This is a genomic window from Pedobacter jejuensis, from assembly GCF_003725795.1.
Classification (GTDB): Bacteria; Bacteroidota; Bacteroidia; order Sphingobacteriales; family Sphingobacteriaceae; genus Pedobacter; species Pedobacter jejuensis.
In genome coordinates this window covers 312700-333551 of sequence record NZ_RBEE01000042.1, presented here as the reverse complement: position 1 = coordinate 333551, position 20852 = coordinate 312700, and the positions used below count along the sequence as shown (strand labels likewise).

Sequence of the window (20852 nt, the reverse complement as noted above, 5' to 3'; positions counted from 1 at the left end):
GATGCAATCTATATATCTGTTAAGAATTGTTCCATTTTTTGCCAACAAAACCTAAATTACCTTTATGAATTTAATGGAGTTTCAATTTATATTTAGTGAATTACGAAAACTCTTAATCGAGCAAGGTTTAAATGGTAGTGCATTAATCTGGACTTATTTCTTAATCGGCCTGATTGGTGTTACGCTATTTTTATTCATCACCATATTTGTTACCCGCCAAGTTTTTATCGGGGTTATCAAAAGCGCCAAAACCAAATCAGATTGGCAAAAGGCATTGTTTGAATTTCGAGTGTTCAGGGCTTTTGCGCTAATATTCGGGGCATATATTATATACAATGTTGTTCCTTTTGTTTTTGTAGATTTTAAAAACTGGCTGTTTTATGCCTTAATTTTTTCGAAAATATATGTGGTTTTGGCAACCATGTTTGCGATAAATGCTTTCTTAAATGCATTAGTTTCCATTATGGAAGCTTCCAGGAAATATGCTGATAAACCCATCAGAAGTTATAAGCAAGTAGCAAAAATTATCATCTATATTTTAGGTTTTGTACTTATTTTATCCATCATATTAAATGAATCTCCGCTATATATTTTTGGCGGATTTGGTGCCGTTACTGCAGTTTTTATTCTGGTTTTCCGCGACCCGATTTTAGGTTTTGTAGCCTCAGTTCAAATGAGTGCTATTGATTTGGTTCGGGTTGGCGATTGGATAACAGTAGAAAAATATGGTGCTGATGGCGAAGTAACTGAAATTAATTTAACCACCATTAAAGTTCGGAATTGGGATAAAACAGTAACCATTGTGCCAAGTTATGCCATCGTTAGCGAGTCGTTTAAAAACTGGCGGGCTATGGAAGAAAGTGAAGGGAGAAGAATAAAAAGGCACATCAATATTAAAATTTCGAGCATCAAGTTTTGTGATGAAGAACTTATCAGTCGGTTAAAAAGTATTGATTTTTTGAAAGATTACTTAAAGGAAACGCAAGCACAAATCGAAAAATTTAATGCTGAGAATACTGTAAATCCGAACAATTTGGTTAACGGCAGACACATGACTAACATTGGTACTTTTAGGGTTTATGCCGAAAAATATTTGGAAAGCAACCCACACATCAATACCGATTTAACTTTTATGGTTAGGCAATTGCAGGCTACCGAAAACGGACTCCCCATTGAGATTTATGTTTTCTCAAAAGAAAAGGCACTTAAAAAATTTGAAGAAGTGGCTGCAGATATTTTCGACCATCTGCTGGCTGCGGTTCCATATTTTGATTTAGAAATTTTTCAAAGCCCAAGCGGAAGTGATATGCGTGGTTTTGTAGGTAGAGGAAACGATTAAGTAGTTAACTAATCTTTTAGAAAACATACTCTAAATACCATCATGCTGAATTCATTTCAGCATATTAACAATTAAGCCCCTGAAATAAATTCAGGGTGACGACCGCTTAATTTAACTACCGTCATGCTGAATTTATTTCGGCATTTCAACAATTAAGATCCTGAAATAAATTCAGGGCGACGAGCGCCTAATTTAACTATCGTAATGCTGAATTCATTTCAGCATCTTAATAATTAAGCCCCTGAAATAAATTCAGGGTGATGAGCGCCTAATTAAACTATCGTCATGCTGAATTTATTTCAGCATCTTGGTAATTAAGACCCTAAAACAAATTCGGGGTGACGCCGCCTAATTAAACTATCGTCATGCTGAATTCATTTTAGCATCTTGATAATTAATTCCTTGTAATTAATTCGGGGTGACGACCGCCTAATGTAACTATCGTCATGCTGAATTCATTTCAGCATCTTGGTAATTAAGACCCTGAAATAAATTCAGGGTGACGACCGCCTGAATCGAAATAGTTAAAAGTTTAAATTAGATTCTTAATAAATCGGTCGGGTATTTATTCCTCTCCCAAAAATACCAAACACTTCTCGCAAACCTTAAATAATAGCGGTGGCAATGTTTCTTTTTCATAAGGATGATTAGCACCATAAACATGATTTGCGCCTTCAATTTTTATCAATTGGCTATCAAGACTGGCATCCGCAAGTTTTTGGGCATGTTCAAAGGGAACATTTACGTCATCATCGCCCTGAACAATTAACCACGGAATATTAATCCGTTTTGAAGCATTGAGGATATTAAATGTTTCTTCGTTTTCTTCAAAATCTCCAAGCAAAGTAACATTCAATGGCATTTGCTCTTTTGTTCTTGCATTAGCAACGAAAATTTTGCCTGTCTTTTTCCACTCGTTTTCTTGTTCCTTTTTCCACAAACTATTGAAACTCGAAATTGCACTCCAGGTAATCAGCTTATTAATTCTTAAGTCGTTAGCAGCTTCAATAATGGCTAAGCCACCACCGCGGCTATGTCCGATTAAATTTATTTCGGTTTCCTTTCCGTAAGCTTTTTCAATATAATCGAGCACTGCATTTACATCAAAAAGTTCTTTCGATATCGTGTTGTTGGCGAAAGATTCCAAATCAGTAACATCTTTTGGGTTATCAGCAGGAACTCCGCTATGAGAGAGATTAAATTTTAGGTAACGATATCCATTGCTTGCAAAATACCTTGCTACTAAATTATGTGCGCCCCAATCTTTAAAACCTTTAAATCCGTGTACAAAAAGAACAATAGGAATGTTCGGGTTTTTATCCTCGAAAGTAATGTCGCCAATAATTAATTTTCCATCAGCGCCGCTTAAGCTAAATTCGTTTTGTGTAATCATAATTTTTTAACAACCTCGAGTGGTATAGTGTTTGCCTTAATTAGTTAAAACAATTAAAATGTCAACAGAAAACCAAACGCCAAACCCAGATTCAGAAAATGGATTTTTTGATAATCTAAAAGGTAAATTTAACGAATTCAAAGAAAAAGCAGAAGATGCTTTGGAGGATATACAAGATAAAGCTGAAGATATTTGGGAAGATACCAAAGATAAAGCTGAGGAAATAAAAAATACAGCTGAGGAAAAATGGGAAAATTTAACCTCAGATGAGGAAGAAAAAAAATCATAGTCTCGGATTTTCTTTTGGGGTGAGGATTTTTCCTCACCTTTTTTTATAGAGCTCGATTAAATCTACAAAACATTAGATTGGTTCATCCTTATTTTTGAAATAGTAATAGGCCCAACCAATAAATAAGACTTGAAATGGAATTCTTATCCAAGCAATAAAAGGTGTTACCGATATTTTGCCGAGCAAAAACGGAGCTTTTTGAATCATGTAAATATGAGCAGGCATAAAAGCTAAGAGCATTAAAATTATCCCCAAAGCCGCTAATTTTCTAGTTTTAGGAAATAGCAACAAAACGCCTAAAATTACTTCAATAACTCCTGAGAGGTAAATTAAAAATTCGTGAGCAGGTAGCCATTCTGGCATTATCGCAAAATATCCCGAAGTCGAAATAAAATGATTAATCCCTGCCAGGATGTAAAAAGAGGCATAAATCCAAAGAAAAATTTTATAGCGCATAGAGGTTTGTAGTTGTTTTGTGTTTATTTAAAACCGTTCTAAATTGATGTAAATTACAGATTAATGACTGTGACAAACAATTACCGTGTTACTTTTGTATCCCGATATTAGTTAACAACGGAAGCACTTGGAATATTTAAAAGTAATAGCTTTTACGCATCACCACATCGACCTGAAATCTTTAGGGAAATTAGTTATTTGTGACCAGAGTTTAGATAGTAGATTGAAAAATCTTCAAGCAGAACTTCCTGTTAGCGAAATTTTTTACATCGGTACGTGTAATCGTGTTGAGTTTGTTTTCCTCACCAAAGAAAAAACAGATAAGGAATTTGTAACTAAGTTTCTTACGGTTTTGGATATGGGTTTGCCTCCGGAATTTATGGAGCGTTTCTTGGATAATGTTACCGTTTTTGAAAACGAAGAAGCTTTTAATCATCTTTTAAGAACGTCGTGCTCGCTAGAAAGTTTAGTAGTTGGCGAGAAGGAAATTCTTGCTCAAATTCGCAAAGCTTACGAAAATTGTCGCGATGCTGGTTTTACTGGCGATTACATGCGCATGATTATGGATAGGGTTGTAAAAACCGCGAAAGAAGTTTATACGCATACCAATATTTCAAAAAACCCTGTTTCAGTTGTTTCTTTAGCTTACCGCAAACTGAAAGAATTAAATATGTGCGGCAATTCTCGCATTTTAATCATCGGTGCCGGTGAAACCAATCAAAATATTGCGAAATACCTGAACAAGCATAAATATTCTAACTTTTCTATTTTTAACCGTACATTTTCTAAAGCCGAAAGCTTAGCCGAAGAATTGAACGGAAAGGCTTTTCATCTTGAAGATTTGCAAAATTTTACTGAAGGTTTTGACGTTATCATCACTTGTACAGGAGCCACCGAAGCTATAATTACAGAAGAGTTGTATGCCAAATTGCTTAATGGCGATACCGGCAAAAAGGTAATTGTCGATTTGGCTATACCCAATGATGTTGCACCAGCCGTTGTTCATAATCACCCGATTCATTACATCGAGGTAGAATCTTTAAAAGAAGTTGCCCGTAAAAATATTCAGGAGCGTTACAACGAACTTGTTCATGCAGAAGATATCATCAGTGCAAATATTACTGAATTTTTTACTGTGTTAAAGCAGCGCCGCATCGAATTGGCCATGCAAGAAGTTCCGAGAAAAATTAAGGAAATTAAAAATACAGCGATTAATGGTGTTTTTGCCGATGAAATTAGTCAGATGGATGATGCATCTCGCGAAGTATTGGAACGTGTAATGAACTACATGGAGAAAAAATACATCAGCGTACCAATGATTATGGCCAAAGAAATTTTGGTGAATCAATCTTAAATTAACCGCAAAGTTCGCAAAGTTTTTGTCGCAGAGAACGCCAAGCTAAATCTTATATTTCTATTAATTAAATGTTGAGCGTAGTCTAAGTATGAAAAGCAGGTTTCGACCTTTTTGCGATCATCATTATGAGTCTGTCGAATACCTGCAACAAAAGTATTTACACTTAAATCGCCAGCCTGCCGAAGGCTGGGGTTAATGAACTTCATTCCGTAACCCCTTGAACTATGTGCCTAATCACATCGTCATGCTGAATTTATTTCAGCATCTTAATAGAATAAATGACAGCCTTTGCGTAAATGTCAATTAAAACCCATAAACCTAAAAATTCTGTAACCTCACTGTCGCATTTTTAAACATTTTACTAGATAAAGCCGTATTTAGTTAGATTTGCAAATCATTTAACAAAAACAGTGAAGAAATTAACCATCGGAACACGCGGTAGCGACCTGGCTTTGTGGCAAGCAAATCATATCAAAAATGAATTGTCTGCTATTGGAATAGAAGCTGAAATTAAAATCATTAAAACGCAGGGCGATAAAATCTTGAATTTGCGTTTGGATAAATTAGAAGGAAAGGGTTTTTTTACCAAAGAACTGGAAGAAGAACTCTTAGTCGGAACCATCGATTTGGCCGTTCATTGCCTTAAAGATTTGCCTACAAACCATCCCGATGGATTAGTTATTGCTGCCATTCCAAAGCGTGAAGAAGCATCCGAATATCTTTTGATTTTGAAAGATTGTGTTGATGTATCTCAAAAACTTTCTTTAAAAAAAGGAGCAATGGTTGGTACTTCTTCTAATCGCCGTAAAGCTCAGTTATTGGGTTTGCGTCCTGATTTGGAAGTGGAAGATTTACGTGGAAACGTTCCAACACGTATTCAGAAACTTAGAGATGAAGATTACGATGCCATATTAATCGCTAAAGCTGGTGTAAAACGCCTTAATTTGGATGTTAGCGATTTGCATGTTGAAGAGTTAGAAACTACTGAATTTGTTCCGGCACCTGCTCAAGGCGCTTTGGCGATTCAAATCAGAGCAAATGATACCGAACTTTTTGATGCTTTGCAAAAATTGCATCATGCAGAAACCGCAGAAGAAGTTGGTGTAGAACGTAAGGTTTTAAATATTTTTGAAGGCGGTTGCCACATGCCTTTGGGTTGCTATTGCAAAAGAGATAATGGCCAATTCGAAGTGTGGACATCAAAAGCCGAAACTGCAGATGATTTTCCGGAACGCTTATTTTTACGGGCTGATACAACTGAAGGTTTAGCGGAAAAAATCGTAGGGAAATTTAGTGCTGAAAGGAAGAAACCTGCAAAGGTTTTCATCTCCCGTGAAATTGGTGAGCACAGCTATTTCCGCAGAGCATTAGAAAATAACAATATAGAAATTGAAGGTCGCTCGTTGATTCGTACTTTCCCAATTGTAACTGTTTTAGACCAATTTATTCTAAAAAATATTGATTGGATTTTCTTTAGCAGTCGTAATTGTGTGGAGTATTTTTTCAACTTAAAACCGCAATTGCCTAAAAAAACAAAATTTGGTGTGGTAGGACGAGGCTCGGAAGACGCGTTGCGTAAATTCGGTCACTTTGCAGATTTTGTAGGTGCAAGTGGAGATATTACAGAGGTTGCCGAAGATTTTGCTGCATTGGTGTCAGGGAAAAATGTTTTGTTCCCAAGAGCGCAGGATTCTTTACAATCGATTCAAAAATCTTTACCAGCAGATGCGAAAATTATCGATTTGCCAATTTACGAAACCGTAATCGAAGAAAACATAGACCAAAGTTATGCTGATGTGCTAATTTTCACCAGTCCATCAAATGTTGACGCTTATTTTGCTGATAATTTATTAAATCCGGGGCAACAGGTTATCGCCATTGGAAACTCTACCGGTAAGAAATTTGATGAAATGGGCGTGAGTTATGCTTTGCCTTATTCGCCGGATGAAATTGGATTAGCGGAAGCGGTTTTTGGAATAGAAATTAGATAGAGGTTAAGGGGTTGGAAGCTGAAAGACTAAAGCTGAAAGACTAACGCTGAAAGGATAAAGCTGAAGGAGAGATCAGGTCGTCATTGCGAGGTACGAAGCAATCTCACAATCTTGCCATTAAGAATATACATTGAAAAACTGATTAAGTTCTCTAAACCCGATTGAAGTAAAAAGCTTTTGATTATACCTATAAGGTTTGAAAAAACTTGAAACGAAAAGCGGGACTGTATTACCCGAAAAGCTACATTTGCTTTTCAAAATATTTAATGATTTAGGTGACTGCATAAACATGTCGCTCCAAAAATAATAGCACATCAAGTTTTAATACTTGATACTAAATACTAATACACTCGCTAAATCCTCCCCTCTGGGGAGGGTTGGGTGGGGCTTTAATACTAAAATAATGTTACATCGTCCGAGAAGATTGAGGAAGAACCCGTTGGTTAGAGAGATGGTAGCCGAAACCCGACTATCGAAAGATATGTTTGTATATCCGTATTTTGTGGTGTCAGGAACGAATGTTACCCATGCAATTGATGCCATGCCGGGCGTAAACCACTATTCGGTTGATGCTTTGGTAAAGGATGTGGAAGCGGGAATGAAAAAAGGCTTAAATAAAATTATGCTTTTTGGTGTTGGTGACGAAAAATCGGCGGAAGCAAAATCTGCTTATCACGACCATTCGTTAGTACCTACAGCGGTGCGTGAATTAAAAAAGCAATTCGGCGAAGATTTATACGTGATTACCGATGTTTGCGTTTGCTCTTACACCACGCATGGGCATTGCGGTATTTTAGAAAACGACTACGTTCAGAATGATAAAACCGTTGAAGTGATTGCCAAGATGGCTTTAACACATGCGGAAGCCGGTGCAGATATGTTTGCACCATCTGACATGATGGATGGGCGAATCGAAGCGATACGGAATTTGCTGGATGACAATGGTTTTGTAAATGCAGCCATTATGAGTCACGCTACAAAGTTTGCATCTGCTTATTATGGCCCTTTTAGAGAAGCAGCAGATTGTGCACCAAGTAAAGGCGATAGAAAAGCCTATCAAATGGATTTTAGAAACCCTTTGGAAGCCTTGCGAGAAGCGAAACTGGATGAACAAGAAGGCGCAGATGTTTTAATGGTAAAACCGGGTTTGGCTTATCTGGATATTATTCAGCGGTTAAAGCAAGATACCAATTTGCCTATTGCGGTTTATAATGTATCGGGCGAATATTCGATGGTTAAAGCTGCTGCAGAACGTGGCTGGATTGATGAACAAAAAGTAGTAATGGAAACAATGCATGCCTTTGCAAGAGCTGGAGCAAGTATTATTACCACTTACCACATTAAAGATATTTTAAATAACGATTGGATTTAAAAGAGTTGTAAGTTATAGGTTGTAAGTTCTACGTTATCCGTAAACTTAAAACTTAAAACGTACGACTTAAAACTAAAAGAATGTTAGATTCATTAAAGAAAATGTTTTCAGGCAACGAGGCCGATGTTCCGGTAAATACAGGCAGTAAACCTGATATTTCGAGGGTAAAATCTGCAGAGCTGTATGAGAAATCAAAAACGTATTTCCCTGGAGGAGTGAATTCACCGGTTAGGGCTTTCAAGTCTGTTTATGGTACGCCACTTTTTATCGAAAAAGGTGATGGTTGCTACATTTGGGATGTGGATGGTAATCAATTTATTGATTTCTGTGGAAGTTGGGGTCCATTAATTTTGGGGCATAATAACTCTAAAATTAGGGAGAAAGTTACCGAAGTGATGCAAAACGGAATGAGTTTCGGCGCTCCAACAGCTTTAGAAAATGAATTAGCAGAATTGATTATTAAGAACAATCGTTTTGTAGAAAAAATTCGTTTTACAAGTTCTGGAACAGAGGCTGTAATGTCGGCGATTCGTTTGGCAAGAGGTTTTACAGGTAGAGATAAAATTTTAAAATTTGAGGGCTGTTACCATGGTCATACAGACGCTCTTTTGGTTAAAGCGGGTTCGGGTTTAGTAACTTTTGGCGAAACTTCTTCGGCAGGTGTACCAAAATCTTTTGCGGAAGAAACCATTGTAATTCCTTTAAATGATACGGTAGCAATTGAGCAAGCTTTTGCGCAATTTAAAGACCAGATAGCAGCAGTAATTATCGAAGGAATTCCTGCGAATAATGGGTTAATTATTCAGGATGAAGATTACATACATTTCCTACGTAAAATTTGTACAGAAAATAATTCATTACTTATTTTTGATGAAGTGATTACCGGTTTCAGAGTTGGTTTTGAAGGTGCAGCAGCCCATTATGGTGTTAAACCGGATATTGTAACTTACGGAAAAATTATTGGCGGAGGTTTGCCTGTTGGTATGTATGGTGCATCGGCTGAAATCATGTCGCAAATTTCTCCAGATGGTGGAGTTTATCAGGCCGGTACGTTATCGGGTAATCCGGTAGCTATGGCTGCGGGTATTGCAACTTTAACAGAACTAAATAAATCGGGTTTTTATAAAGATTTAAATAATAAAACCCAGGATTTTGTAGCAAGTATTCAGCGTTTTGCTACAGCTAGAAATTATAAATTTAAGGTGTTTACTGTTGGTTCTATTTTTTGGTTCGCTTTTACGGATAGAGATAAAATTCAATCGGCTGATGATATTGACGCGGGTAGCATGGAAAAATTCAAAATCATGCATCGTGAGTTGTTGAACAGGGGAATTTATTTAGGTCCATCTGGTTATGAAGTTGGTTTTGTTTCTGCAGCACATACGAAGATTGAATTGGAGAAGGCGAAGAGAGCAATTTTTGAGGCATTAGATTTGGTTTTTAGGTCGTAGCATCAGCCTTTACAGCTGATAGTTTTTACGATAGAGAAAACGAAGGTTTTCACAGAGAATATTGAGTTTTCAACCATATAAGACATATAAGAAAATATAAGCTCATGGTGTTTATAGAACTTTGAGGGGAATTCCCCTCTTTTAGAGGGGTGCCTGAAAGGCGGGGTGTTCCTTGTTTTAGGCACAAACCCAAGTTATCTAAACCCTATTGTAGTGGAAATACTTTTTGATGCAGGTCTTCACAAGCTCCGACTGACAATCGCAAAAAGATTGTAACGAAAAGCGGGACTGAAATAACCTAAGAAAACAGAAACTTGCTTTTCATATTTCAACTATACTCAGTATTAATATGCTAATAAGTATTTTAAAATCCTTAAATTATAAAAATCCTGATAGAGACAGATGAAAAAATCCATCATAATCTTTTACGCTTTACTACTTTACGCCTTAATTCAGCTTATTTCTTGGGGTACTTTGGTTGTGCGCTTGCAACCCAGCCGCATGACGATGATTATGGGTGAAGGTTCTGTATTTTTATTTCTGTTATGTATTGGTGGTTATTTTTTGCATCAATCGTTAAAACGTGAGGATAAATTAAGAGAGCAGCAGCAGAATTTCTTGATGTCGATTACGCATGAGTTAAAATCGCCTTTGGCAGCGATAAAACTTTCCATCCAGACGATTGTTAAAAGGGATTTAGATAAAGCCAGGCAAACATCTTTGCTTAATAATTCGCTAAAAGATATAGAGCGTTTGGATGATTTGGTGGAAAATATGTTGTTGGCAACCAAAATTGAAAACCGCTCTTACACCTTTCCGAAAGAGGAATTTAATTTTTCGGAGTTGGTTTACAAAATTACGGATAGGCTGCAGGTACACTCTTGTGGAAACGAGCAATTGATAAATGCTCAAATTCAGCCAAATTTGCAGTTGGTGGGTGACAAATTTGCCTTATCGTCTGTTGTTACCAATTTGATTGAAAATGCAGTAAAGTATTCAAGTCCTTGTGATGAGATAAATGTGCTTTTAGATGAGGTTGATGGGCATTTGAGATTAAGTGTGATAGATAAAGGACCAGGTATTTCAGATGCCGAAAAAATGTTGATATTTGATAAGTTTTACCGCGTTGGTAATGAGAATGTCAGGAAAGCGAAAGGAACGGGTTTAGGCTTGTTTATTGTGAAAGAGGTTTTACAATACCATGATGCAGATATTACAGTAAAAGACAATTTGCCTCAGGGAAGTATTTTTGAAGTAACATTTAGTTAATCTCAATTATGTCACAAAAATTAAGAATTCTATTGGTAGAAGACGAGGACCACTTGTTAGATGCTATCAAATTAAACCTCGAACTTGAGGGTTATAAAGTTCACGCCGTTAAAGATGGCAAAACCGCTCTTAAAATATTTAAGGAAGAACGTTTTAATCTAATTATTTTAGATGTAATGTTGCCAGAAATGGATGGTTTCCAGGTTTGTGAAACTATCCGTTTAGAAAATGCAGAAGTTCCAATTATGTTTTTAACAGCTAAAAACACATCTGAAGATCGAGTTTTAGGTTTGAAAAAAGGAGCTGATGACTATTTAGTTAAACCATTTAACTTAGAAGAGTTGATTCTTCGTGTGGGAATTTTGGTTAAACGCAGCTTAAAATCAGATGATTTAAAAGAGTTAAACTCTTACAAAATCGGCGATAAAACCATCTATTTTAATTCATTTGAATTGAAACATGATGATGGAACAATCACGCCATTAACAAAAAAAGAAACTATGTTGTTGAAGCTTTTGATAGAGCGTAAAAACGATGCAGTTTCTCGCGAACAGATTTTAGAAACCGTTTGGAATTATGATGTTTATCCATCAACCAGAACGATTGATAACTTCATTTTAACATTCCGTAAATACTTCGAACCAGACCAGAAGAATCCTGTCTATTTCCACTCTATTCGTGGTGTGGGCTATAAATTCACTGATATTCATTAATGTATAGCAGTCTCGGCAGATATGTCTTGATGGCCGTTTTTGTGCTTGCCGCATTGGTTTGTGTTTATTTCAATCAATACGAGTTGGCAGCAGTTGCAGGCTTTCTTTTTGTTTTTATTATTTGGAGTCATTTCAGACATAGTTCTGTTTTAATGGCCTCTAAATATTTTAAGAACAATGAATTTTCAAAAGCAAAGCTGATGCTTGCCGAAGTTCCAAATCCGGAAAGGTTATCAAAAAACCGACGCGGCTACTATGAATTTATGCAAGGTAATATGGCCTTGAAAGAAGAAGATTACGAAAAAGCAGAATATCATTTTCAATTGGCAAGTCGTTTTCCTGTTGGTGGCAAAACCCAAAAGGGTTACGTTTTGATACATTTAGCTAATCTCGCTCTGCGAAAAAAGGATAAGGAAAGAGCCGAGGCTTATGTTAATTTAGCTAATGAACTTGCAGAATCGACACGTTCGAAAGATATAATCGTTAAGATTGAAAAAGAAATAAGTAAATTATAATACTCGTATTGTCATTTTGAGAAACGGAATACCGCTTTAAGCATAAAAAGGTACTTCGTTTTTTTTTATTTTATACCTTTGCAGAATTAAATTTTTGCTCAACGTCATGCTGAATTAGTTCAGCATCTTTCTTGCTATTAAGATCCTGAAATGAATTCAGGGTGACGACCGTACGACACTAATACAAAACATGAAGAACAATTTATTTTTAGACGCTGCATTTTCGAAACAAACAGAACGTCCACCCGTATGGATGATGCGTCAGGCTGGTCGTTTTATGCCACAATACTGGGAGATTAAAAACAAATACTCTTTTTTAGAGATGTGCAAAACCCCGGAAATTGCAGCCGATGTTACCATGTTACCTGTCGATTTGTTGGGTATTGATGCAGCGATTTTATTCTGCGATATTTTAGTAACTGGCGAGGCAATGGGTGGCGATTTGAGCTTTACTCAAGGCGTTGGTCCGAAGTTTGCAAACCCGGTACGAACTGCACAAGATGTAGAAAACTTAAATGTAGATTGTTTAGATGAATTGCAGTACGTAGCTGATGCCATTAAAGTAATTCAACAGCGGTTAAATGGAAGCATTCCTTTAATCGGTTTTGCTGGTGCACCTTTTACGGTGATGAGTTACTTAATTGAAGGCGGTTCATCAAAAGATTTTAAATTAACCAAGCTTTTTATACACAACCAACCCGAGTTGGCGCATAAACTTTTGGCTAAAATAGCTAAAGTAACAGCCGACTATTTGAATCTTCAAATTACGGCTGGTGTAAATGCTGTTCAGATTTTTGATAGCTGGGCACTTGCTTTATCATGGAGTGATTATCAGGAGTTTTCTCACCTTTATATTCAGGAAATTATCTCCAACTTAAACCGAAAAGATATTCCGGTGATTTCTTTCTGTAAAGGAAGTTCGGTTTTTGCACCGATGATGGCAGAGGCTAAACCTGATGTGATTTCGGTTGATTGGAATGCAGATTTACTGAACATTAAAAATGCTTTGCCTGCTGGTATTGCCGTTCAAGGGAATTTAGACCCGCATATTTTATACGCAGACCAATCGGTAATTAAAGCACAAATTCATAAGTTGTTCGAACGCATGCGTGGAACTGAAGGTTTTATTTTCAACTTAGGTCATGGCATTATGCCTGATATTCCTTTCGAGAATGTAAAATATGCGATTGAGGTGGTAAAAGAGTTTAGGTATTAGAGCTCAAAGACCGTTCTAGGAGAATTTGGACGAAGGCTAAATTTCGTTATATTTGAGTATGGAAACATTAATTATCGATATTCCTGAAAACAAAAGTTCGTTAGTAAAAAGCTTACTTAAAGAGCTTGGTGTTACTATTCATAAAAAAAGTGCAAAGAAACCTAGAACTCCAAATGAACTTACCCGCAAAACCATTGAAGATGCACATGAAGGTATTGGAGTTGGTGAGCCAATAAAAGATATAAAATCATTTCTCGGTTCTTTATAATGTTTACTTTAAAACCAACTATTCAATTCAAAAAAGACGCAAAAAAAGTAATCAAAAGAGCAACTAAAAATTTTGACTTGATTGAGGATTTTTTGGAAAAACTACAAGCAAACGGTGCCAATGGTATTGAGAAAAAATATCTTCCACATAAATTAATTGGAAATTATAAGAATAACTGGGAGGCTCATATTAAACCTGATTTACTAATTATTTGGTTTAAGATTAGGGAAGAAAAGAAATAATCCTATTAAGAATCGGTACACATTCTGATTTATTTTAAACTGTCTTTTTGCATTTGAACAGCAGTTCTTAATTGTTATATTTGATTTTTGTACTTACACTTATTTAATTATTCATGACTGTTAAATCACTACAAGACGAAGATAAATTACCCATTAAACAGGTAATTGATGCCATAAATAAATCGATGGATGATGTTCTTCGGGTAGTTGATGCTATGAATTTGGGTAGAACTGAAGTTAAACCTGATGGAGTTTACAGAACTTTCAAGAATGGAGAAACAATAAAAATTTCTTCAGGAAGTTTCGCAAAAAAAAAGGTTACTAGTAAGAAGATTAAACTTTTTTAATAATGGCTACTAAGCCTAAGTTACGAATTTTTGCTGGGCCAAACGGTTCGGGTAAAACCACTCTTTACAATTCTATAAAACCCATTTATTTCTCTACACGACTTTTTGTAAATGCAGATAACTTAGAATCAGATTTTAAAAAAAATAACTTTCTAAATCTTTCAGAATTTGATGTTATTTGTTCGCAATCTGAATTTGAAGAATTCTATTTATTAAATGGTTTGTTTACTAAAGCTGGTTTCAAAACAGATAGCTGGAATTTAGTTGTAAAAGAAAACGTTATTGTTAAAGGTGAAAATGAATTGAAAGATTATAATTCCTATCACTTTGCAATTATAGCTGATTTTATTCGCCATAAATTAATTGAGTCTAAAAAATCATTTTCTTTCGAAACGGTTTTCTCACATCCTTCAAAATTGAAGCTCATCGAATTTGCTCACCAGCATAACTACAAGATTTATCTATATTTTATTGGAACAGAAACACCTGCAATGAATTCAGAGCGAGTAAAGGATAGAGTAAAAAAGGGTGGTCATTTTGTAAATGATGACAAAATAGAAAAGCGATATTTTCTTACAATGGATTTACTTATAAATATGTTAAAAGAGGTTGATGAAACTTATCTTTGGGACAATTCAGGCGCTAGGCATAATTATTTAGGTAATATAAAGGATGGAACTTTGAATCTAGAGTTTTTGAATATTCCAAATTGGGTTGACACGTATATTCTGAAAAAAATTAAATTATGATAGAAACCCTTTCGCCATATTATCGCTACTTCCTCGCAGTACATGTTGTTTTCGTAATTAGCTGGATGGCAGGTTTATTCTACATTTTAAGTTTATTCATTTACCATACGGAAGCAAATGATAAACCCGAACCCGAAAAAAGTATTCTTATAAAGCAATTCACAAAAATGGAGGCCACACTATGGAATATCATTGCAACTCCTGCGATGGTTATTTCTGTTTTAGCGGGTATATCAATGCTTACTTTAAGCCCAGGCTTGCTCCAAACCGATTGGATGTGGGTTAAACTCGGTTTTGTAGTAGGGTTGTTAATCTATCATTTCATTTGCCAAAATATTGTTAGGCAACTTAAAAATAATCAATTTAAAATGACCAGTTTTCAACTTCGATTGTGGCGAGAATTGGCAACTATTTTTATGATAGCAATCGTCTTTATCGTGATTTTAAAAAATTCATTAAATTGGATTTATGGTTTAATTGGGATTATGGGCGTTGCATTGGCGATTATGATTGCAGTTAAGTTGTATAAAAATTATCGGTTGAAGAAATAGGCAAGAAGAGTAAAGCATAAAGACTAAAGCAAAATAGATACATACAGTCCTTTGTTTCCTTTGCGTAAACTTAGCGTTCTTTGCGGTTAAATAAACAAAAAACTATCCTAAATTTGAGCCATAAAACCAAGCTCATGTTAACAACAACAGGTCTGAAAAAAACATTACTCTTTATAACTTTTCTTTTTACATCATATTTTGCCTCAGCACAGTTTAATCAGTCGGCTTTTGAGAATAGAATTCGACCGGATAGTAGCTTAACCAATGAGGTTCATTTTAATTTTTACAACTTCAATTACGTTCGGAATTACGAGTACACCAATGATTTCCATGATGGATATACTTTGTATGGAACGCAACTGCAACCGCAAATTGTGTATTATGCACACCCAAATTTGGCCATAACAGCTGGTGCTTTTATTCGCAAAGATTTTGGTAGAAATGGAATCACCGATGCAAAACCTTTGTTCAGTTTAAAGTATCACAAACGCAATTTAACTTTGATTTTTGGAAGTTTAGAAGGCGGCATTCAGCATAAATATATCGAACCACTTTACGATTTTGAAAGAACGATAACTACACCAATTGAATATGGAACGCAGCTATTGGTAGAGCGCAAAAAATTCAATCTAGATGCCTGGATTGCCTGGCAGAAAATGATTTACCTGGGCGAGGCTGCCAAAGAAGAGATCATCGGAGGTTTATCTACTGAAAGTACAATAGCCGAAAACAATGGCTGGAAGTTTAGTTTTCCTGCACAGTTTTTGGCTTTCCACCAAGGCGGACAAATTGATGTGTTAAAGGAAATCCCAATCAGTACCGTTTTTAATGGTGCTGCTGGGTTGAAGTTGCATAAGGCTATTAACACCAACATCACACAGGTTTATACAGATAACTACATCGCAGTTTATAAAGATTTTTCGCCTGATAAACGTCGTGCTTATCATGGTGGTTTTGGGATGTGGTTAAATGCTGGTGTAGAAAGTAAGTGGGGAAGTTTGGTGGCCTCTTACTGGAAAGGAAATAACTTCATTTCGATTAAAGGAATGCCTTTGTATGAATCGGTTTCGAGTAACTTATATACAAACGGACTAAAGCAAAGTGGTAGAAATATTGTCTCGTTGCGTTATGCTTACCAAAAGGAATTGATTCCGCATTTGTATTTAGATGTTCGTTTCGAGCCTCACGTTGATTTAGATAATACCGATAAGCAATTACAGTTTAACCATTCGTTTTTCTTAACCTATAAGCAGGATTTTAGGTTATTTAAGGTGAAGAGGAAAGATTAAAATTTCCGTCAGCTAAAGCAGACGGCAATGAAATGGAAATTGAATTAGTATAGAGAAGTCTGTATTCTAACCAACTGCTTTGATTAAACCTATAAGGTTTTTAAAACCTTATAGGTTTACCCTATATTTAGGAAAAAAATTGCCATGAAATATATAGATAAATTTCATCCCGACAATTTTTACCACATTTTTAATCATGCAGTTGGAAACGAAAACCTTTTCAATAGTCATGAAAATTATATCTTTTTTCTTTCCAGATTTGAGCATTATATTTTTCCAATTGCAAAAACGTTCAGTTATTGCTTAATGCGAAATCATTTTCATTTTTTAATTCAAGTTAGGAATGAAAATATTATTAGGGAATTAGCAAACAATACTGATCAGGATTTCGACTTCCACAAATTTATTATGCAAAGGCTAAGCAATTTTCTTAATAGCTATGCTAAAGCATTTAATAAGCAAAATAACAGAAAGGGTGCACTTTTTTTAGATTTTACAAAAAGAGCTCAGATACAGGATGAAACATATTTTTTGAGATTAATTAATTACATTCATCAAAACCCAGTACACCATCAATTTTGTAAAACAGCCGCAGATTGGTATTATTCATCATATAACTCAATTATTTCTTTAAATAAATTTTCTAAACTAGAAAGGGATGCTGTTTTTGATTGGTTTGGCGGTATTGAAGAATTTGTAAGTTTTCACCAAAGGGAAAAGTTTTCGAATTTTGATTTTTTAGACCTATAAGGTTTTTAAAACCTTATAGGTTTCAATTCATTTATCATTTCAAAGAAGCTAATATTGCTTTCCAAATAAAATATATATCTTTCTGAAAATATATTTACGATTTATCTTATTGATAATCAACCTATCCAAACCAATTTTAACTTTTATTTAACTTTTTTATATCCTCCATGCAACCAATGTTTGTAATCCACCATCTTCTATATACAAACACACAATGAAATTGACGCGAAGTTACACGATAAACGATTTGATGGAGGGCTGCAAAGCTGGCGACCGGAAGATGCAAGAGCTGCTTTACAGGCAAACGGCGTCGAAAATGATGGCTGTTTGTATGCGCTACGCAAAAGATAGAATGGAGGCTGAAGATGTATTGCAAATGGGATACATCAAAATTTTTCAGAAAATTAAGGAGTACAGAGGCGATGGTTCATTTGAAGGTTGGATTAGGAGAGTGATGGTGAATACCGCAATTGAAAGTTACCGTAAAAACTTCCGCAGCTTAAATGTGGTCGAAATTGATGAAGCTTACGAACAACCATCAACAGGTTTTGATTTTGGTACTTTAGGAATGCAAGATTTGATGAAAGTGATACAAAAACTGGCTGATGGTTACAGAATGGTTTTCAATATGTATGTAATTGAAGGTTATTCGCACAAAGAAATAGGAGAAACGCTCGGCATCTCGGAGGGAGCAAGTAAATCTCAATTATCGAGAGCAAGAACAATTTTAAAAGAAGAAATTATAAAAATGGAGGGATTTGGTTATGCAACCTATACAGGATAAGGATTTTGATAAGTTATTTAAAAATGCTTTCGAAGATGCTGAAATTGCACCATCTAGAGATTTGTGGAGCAGCATTGAAAGTGAAATTCAACCAAAGAAAAAAAGGATAATCCCAATTTACTGGTTAGCAGCAGCAGCGGTTTTACTAATTGCAACCGTAAGTATTTTGGTTTATCAACAACAAGATGTTAAACCAAAGCAGTTTGCAAATCATGTTGAACCTAAGGTTAAACCAGTAGTAGAAAATCAAATGGTTAAAGATTCTACAGAAAACGAAAGCTTACTAAAAGAAAAAATGGTTTTACCTGCACCGTTAAAGGTTGAGGCTGTTGCAAAAACTAAGGTTTTAGAAAGTAATAAACCTGTAGAAAAACCAAAAATAGTTGCCGCCCCGGAAATGCAAAAACAAGAAACGGTGATTGCACAAGTAATACCGTCTCAAGAAATTATCAAAAAGAAAATTGATGAGGCCATTTTACAAGCCAACCCGGAAACTGTAATCGCCTCAACAGCTACAAATGTTAAACCTGATGATGTAATCGATTATGAAAACCAACCTGAAAGTAAAGGCATACGTAATGTTGGCGATGTGGTTAACTTAATCGTGAATAAGGTGGATAAAAGGAAAGATAAGTTTATCCAGTTTCGTACCGATGATGATGACTCTTCACTTTCATCGATAAATATTGGTCCGTTTAAAATAGGGAAGAAAAATAAGAAATAGACCAGGATTTTTGAGATTATAGGATTTTAAGATTAAAGCATTTATTCATTCAATAATTCTTTTATTTAGCAATTCAGTCATTCTCTCATTCAATAATTCACTCATTCAATAAATCACTCATTCAAAAAACAAACACACAAATATGAAACATCTAATTTTTACAACACTTTTGGTAAGCGGGCTTGCCAGTGTTATGGCTCCAAGGGCATTTGGGCAACAAGATACTGTTGCAATGGATACCGTAGTTAAAAAGAAAAAAGCAAAATATACCTTAACCATTGGTGGAGGTAATATAATTACTAAAACAGATTCTACTGAGGATGTTAAAAAAGGCCGTTTTGTTGGAGGGATTACATTTACCAGAGTGGATTTAGGTTTCTCCAGATTAATTGATAATGGTGACTTCAATTTATCGCCGAACAATGAATTTTTAGATTATAAGGGCGGTAAAACCAGCACATTTTCTTTTGATGTTTTGCAATTTGGTTATCGCTTTAACTCCAATTTTAAGGTTTATGTTGCCGGTGGTTTCGATTGGACATTAATTCGTTTGAGAGATAACATTACCATTCAGAAAAACCAACCGACTTTAACTTATATAAACGAGCCGATTGACTTTTCTAAAAATCGTTTCTCAAGCAGCTATGTGCATATTCCTTTAAACTTTGAGTTTCGCACCAAAGAGAACAATAAAGGTAAAAGATTCTACTTTGTTGTTGGTCCGGAAGTTAGTTTCTTGCTAAACGGAAAGGTTAAACAGATTAGCGAAGAACGCGGAAAAGAGAAACAGTATGATAGCTATCACTTTCAATCTGTTCGTTACGGTGGTACAGTTAGATTTGGATACGGTGGTTTAGGATTATTTACCAAATATTATTTTAACGATATGTTTACCACACCTGCACAAACTGGCTTAAGAAACATGAGTTTTGGTGTCTCTTTTGGATTAAATTAGCTTTAGAATATAGATGTAGGGAGTCAGAAGTCCGAAGGGCCGAAGTCTAATGACAAATGAACGATTAAACAAATGAACCAATAAAATCCTGTTTCGGTTAGGCGGAACAGGATTTTTTGCTTACAAAGCTTCTAAAAACATTTTTGGATTTAAAACACTCAAATTACTTCTTTTATAATCTTTGATATTCCTTGTAATTATTACCTTAATGTTACCTTGATTCTCTGCTGAAAAATTTTGTAGTGCATCTTCAAAATCAGAAAAATCTGACTCGATAGACTTTAGTATGGTATTTTTATCCAAAATTACAACGTCCAAAAAGGTTAATAACCGTTTAATACCTTGCAGTACAGGTTTTGGTCCATGTTCCTTTCTTAATAGATAGTATATGTTAGCAATAGCTACTCCAGTTATAAAACCATTTAATTTTCCTTCTTCGCACATTGTTAAAATTTTTGAAGAATCATCAGAAAAAGGCTTCCTGTCTAAAAAATAATCAAGAAGGATATCAGAATCAATTAATGCCTTATTAATTTTCATCATTGATATATTTTTGATATCTCTCCTCTCTGATTTTATTTAACTCTTCTTTGTAATCAAAATCCGCAGGCATTTTAAATGTACCTCTTAATGATTTAACGATAGGAGAAAGCTCTTCCTCTTTAATAGCATTATCCTGTTTTTTGGTAATAGCTTTTAAATAGTTTTCTACCACTGCTGATAAACTCCTTCCTTGTTCTTCAGCGTACGTTTTTGCTTGCTCGATAACAGATTTATCTATAGTTAAAGTTAGCTTAGTATTCATAGTGTTATAATTATCAATGTAAAGATA

24 protein-coding genes are annotated in these 20852 nt (G+C 35.2%); 20 read left to right on the top strand and 4 right to left on the bottom strand.

Annotation, left to right across the window (positions count from 1 at the left end):
* Window positions 1-64: 64 nt before the first annotated feature.
* Window positions 65-1339, top strand: a complete 1275-nt coding sequence (locus D7004_RS16085) for a mechanosensitive ion channel family protein (RefSeq protein ID WP_123206851.1) — start codon at window positions 65-67, stop codon at window positions 1337-1339.
* Between the two features lie 565 nt (window positions 1340-1904).
* On the opposite strand, the gene D7004_RS16080 is transcribed toward D7004_RS16085, so the two are convergent.
* The gene (locus tag D7004_RS16080; RefSeq protein ID WP_123206850.1) at window positions 1905-2732 is read right to left on the bottom strand and encodes an alpha/beta hydrolase family protein; all 828 of its coding nucleotides are present in this window, start codon (window positions 2730-2732) and stop codon (window positions 1905-1907) included.
* A 58-nt stretch (window positions 2733-2790) separates the two neighbouring features.
* On the opposite strand from D7004_RS16080, the gene D7004_RS16075 reads away from it, so the two are divergent.
* Window positions 2791-3021 carry a YtxH domain-containing protein gene (locus D7004_RS16075; protein WP_123206849.1) on the top strand — a complete coding sequence of 77 codons (231 nt, stop codon included), beginning with the start codon at window positions 2791-2793 and terminating at the stop codon, window positions 3019-3021.
* A 72-nt stretch (window positions 3022-3093) separates the two neighbouring features.
* On the opposite strand, the gene D7004_RS16070 is transcribed toward D7004_RS16075, so the two are convergent.
* On the bottom strand, window positions 3094-3477 hold the full coding sequence (locus D7004_RS16070) for a DoxX family protein (RefSeq protein ID WP_123206848.1): 384 nt from the start codon (window positions 3475-3477) through the stop codon (window positions 3094-3096).
* A 127-nt stretch (window positions 3478-3604) separates the two neighbouring features.
* Here D7004_RS16070 and hemA point away from each other — a divergent pair, with 127 nt between their 5' ends.
* The 18 genes from hemA (at window position 3605) to D7004_RS15980 (ending at window position 20020) form a co-directional block, all read left to right on the top strand.
* The gene (gene hemA, locus D7004_RS16065; protein WP_123206847.1) at window positions 3605-4831 is read left to right on the top strand and encodes a glutamyl-tRNA reductase; all 1227 of its coding nucleotides are present in this window, start codon (window positions 3605-3607) and stop codon (window positions 4829-4831) included.
* Window positions 4832-5244: 413 nt separating this feature from the next.
* On the top strand, window positions 5245-6825 hold the full coding sequence (gene hemC / locus D7004_RS16060; protein ID WP_123206846.1) for a hydroxymethylbilane synthase: 1581 nt from the start codon (window positions 5245-5247) through the stop codon (window positions 6823-6825).
* 403 nt (window positions 6826-7228) lie between these two features.
* Window positions 7229-8197, top strand: a complete 969-nt coding sequence (gene hemB, locus D7004_RS16055) for a porphobilinogen synthase (RefSeq protein WP_123206845.1) — start codon at window positions 7229-7231, stop codon at window positions 8195-8197.
* An 80-nt stretch (window positions 8198-8277) separates the two neighbouring features.
* Entirely contained in the window at window positions 8278-9648 is a 1371-nt protein-coding gene (gene hemL, locus D7004_RS16050; protein ID WP_123206844.1) for a glutamate-1-semialdehyde 2,1-aminomutase, read from the top strand.
* A gap of 402 nt (window positions 9649-10050) precedes the next feature.
* Window positions 10051-10917, top strand: a complete 867-nt coding sequence (locus D7004_RS16045) for a sensor histidine kinase (protein ID WP_123206843.1) — start codon at window positions 10051-10053, stop codon at window positions 10915-10917.
* Between the two features lie 8 nt (window positions 10918-10925).
* The gene (locus tag D7004_RS16040; protein WP_109926856.1) at window positions 10926-11630 is read left to right on the top strand and encodes a response regulator transcription factor; all 705 of its coding nucleotides are present in this window, start codon (window positions 10926-10928) and stop codon (window positions 11628-11630) included.
* The gene (locus D7004_RS16035) at window positions 11630-12145 is read left to right on the top strand and encodes a hypothetical protein (protein ID WP_123206842.1); all 516 of its coding nucleotides are present in this window, start codon (window positions 11630-11632) and stop codon (window positions 12143-12145) included. The genes D7004_RS16040 and D7004_RS16035 overlap by 1 nt, the downstream gene beginning before the upstream one ends.
* 190 nt (window positions 12146-12335) lie before the next feature.
* Window positions 12336-13361: a uroporphyrinogen decarboxylase gene (hemE, locus tag D7004_RS16030; protein ID WP_123206841.1), complete on the top strand. Its 1026-nt coding sequence runs from the start codon at window positions 12336-12338 to the stop codon at window positions 13359-13361.
* A gap of 58 nt (window positions 13362-13419) precedes the next feature.
* Complete coding sequence (locus tag D7004_RS16025) at window positions 13420-13629, top strand: hypothetical protein (RefSeq protein WP_123206840.1); 210 nt, start codon at window positions 13420-13422, stop codon at window positions 13627-13629.
* On the top strand, window positions 13629-13871 hold the full coding sequence (locus tag D7004_RS16020; protein ID WP_208646870.1) for a type II toxin-antitoxin system mRNA interferase toxin, RelE/StbE family: 243 nt from the start codon (window positions 13629-13631) through the stop codon (window positions 13869-13871). Before D7004_RS16025 ends, D7004_RS16020 begins: the two co-directional genes overlap by 1 nt.
* 113 nt (window positions 13872-13984) lie before the next feature.
* Window positions 13985-14218, top strand: coding sequence for a hypothetical protein (locus D7004_RS16015; protein WP_123206839.1), 234 nt, complete (start codon window positions 13985-13987; stop codon window positions 14216-14218).
* Window positions 14219-14220: 2 nt separating this feature from the next.
* The gene (locus D7004_RS16010; RefSeq protein WP_123206838.1) at window positions 14221-14967 is read left to right on the top strand and encodes a hypothetical protein; all 747 of its coding nucleotides are present in this window, start codon (window positions 14221-14223) and stop codon (window positions 14965-14967) included.
* A complete protein-coding gene (locus tag D7004_RS16005) occupies window positions 14964-15518 on the top strand; it encodes a CopD family protein (protein ID WP_123206837.1) in 555 nt (184 codons plus the stop codon). The genes D7004_RS16010 and D7004_RS16005 overlap by 4 nt, the downstream gene beginning before the upstream one ends.
* A gap of 134 nt (window positions 15519-15652) precedes the next feature.
* Window positions 15653-16807 (top strand): hypothetical protein, encoded by a 1155-nt coding sequence (locus tag D7004_RS16000; protein WP_123206836.1) that lies wholly within the window; start codon window positions 15653-15655, stop codon window positions 16805-16807.
* Window positions 16808-16951: 144 nt separating this feature from the next.
* Window positions 16952-17557, top strand: a complete 606-nt coding sequence (locus D7004_RS15995) for a hypothetical protein (protein WP_123206835.1) — start codon at window positions 16952-16954, stop codon at window positions 17555-17557.
* Window positions 17558-17771: 214 nt separating this feature from the next.
* Window positions 17772-18341 (top strand): RNA polymerase sigma factor, encoded by a 570-nt coding sequence (locus D7004_RS15990; RefSeq protein ID WP_123206834.1) that lies wholly within the window; start codon window positions 17772-17774, stop codon window positions 18339-18341.
* Window positions 18322-19065, top strand: coding sequence for a hypothetical protein (locus D7004_RS15985; protein ID WP_123206833.1), 744 nt, complete (start codon window positions 18322-18324; stop codon window positions 19063-19065). The genes D7004_RS15990 and D7004_RS15985 overlap by 20 nt, the downstream gene beginning before the upstream one ends.
* A 142-nt stretch (window positions 19066-19207) precedes the next feature.
* On the top strand, window positions 19208-20020 hold the full coding sequence (locus tag D7004_RS15980) for an outer membrane beta-barrel protein (protein WP_123206832.1): 813 nt from the start codon (window positions 19208-19210) through the stop codon (window positions 20018-20020).
* Window positions 20021-20140: 120 nt separating this feature from the next.
* Here the strand turns inward: D7004_RS15980 and D7004_RS15975 are convergent, their stop codons facing one another.
* Together D7004_RS15975 and D7004_RS15970 are read right to left on the bottom strand one after the other, a co-directional pair.
* Entirely contained in the window at window positions 20141-20563 is a 423-nt protein-coding gene (locus tag D7004_RS15975; protein ID WP_208646869.1) for a PIN domain-containing protein, read from the bottom strand.
* On the bottom strand, window positions 20550-20825 hold the full coding sequence (locus D7004_RS15970; RefSeq protein ID WP_123206831.1) for a DUF6364 family protein: 276 nt from the start codon (window positions 20823-20825) through the stop codon (window positions 20550-20552). The genes D7004_RS15975 and D7004_RS15970 overlap by 14 nt, the downstream gene beginning before the upstream one ends.
* Window positions 20826-20852: the final 27 nt, after the last annotated feature.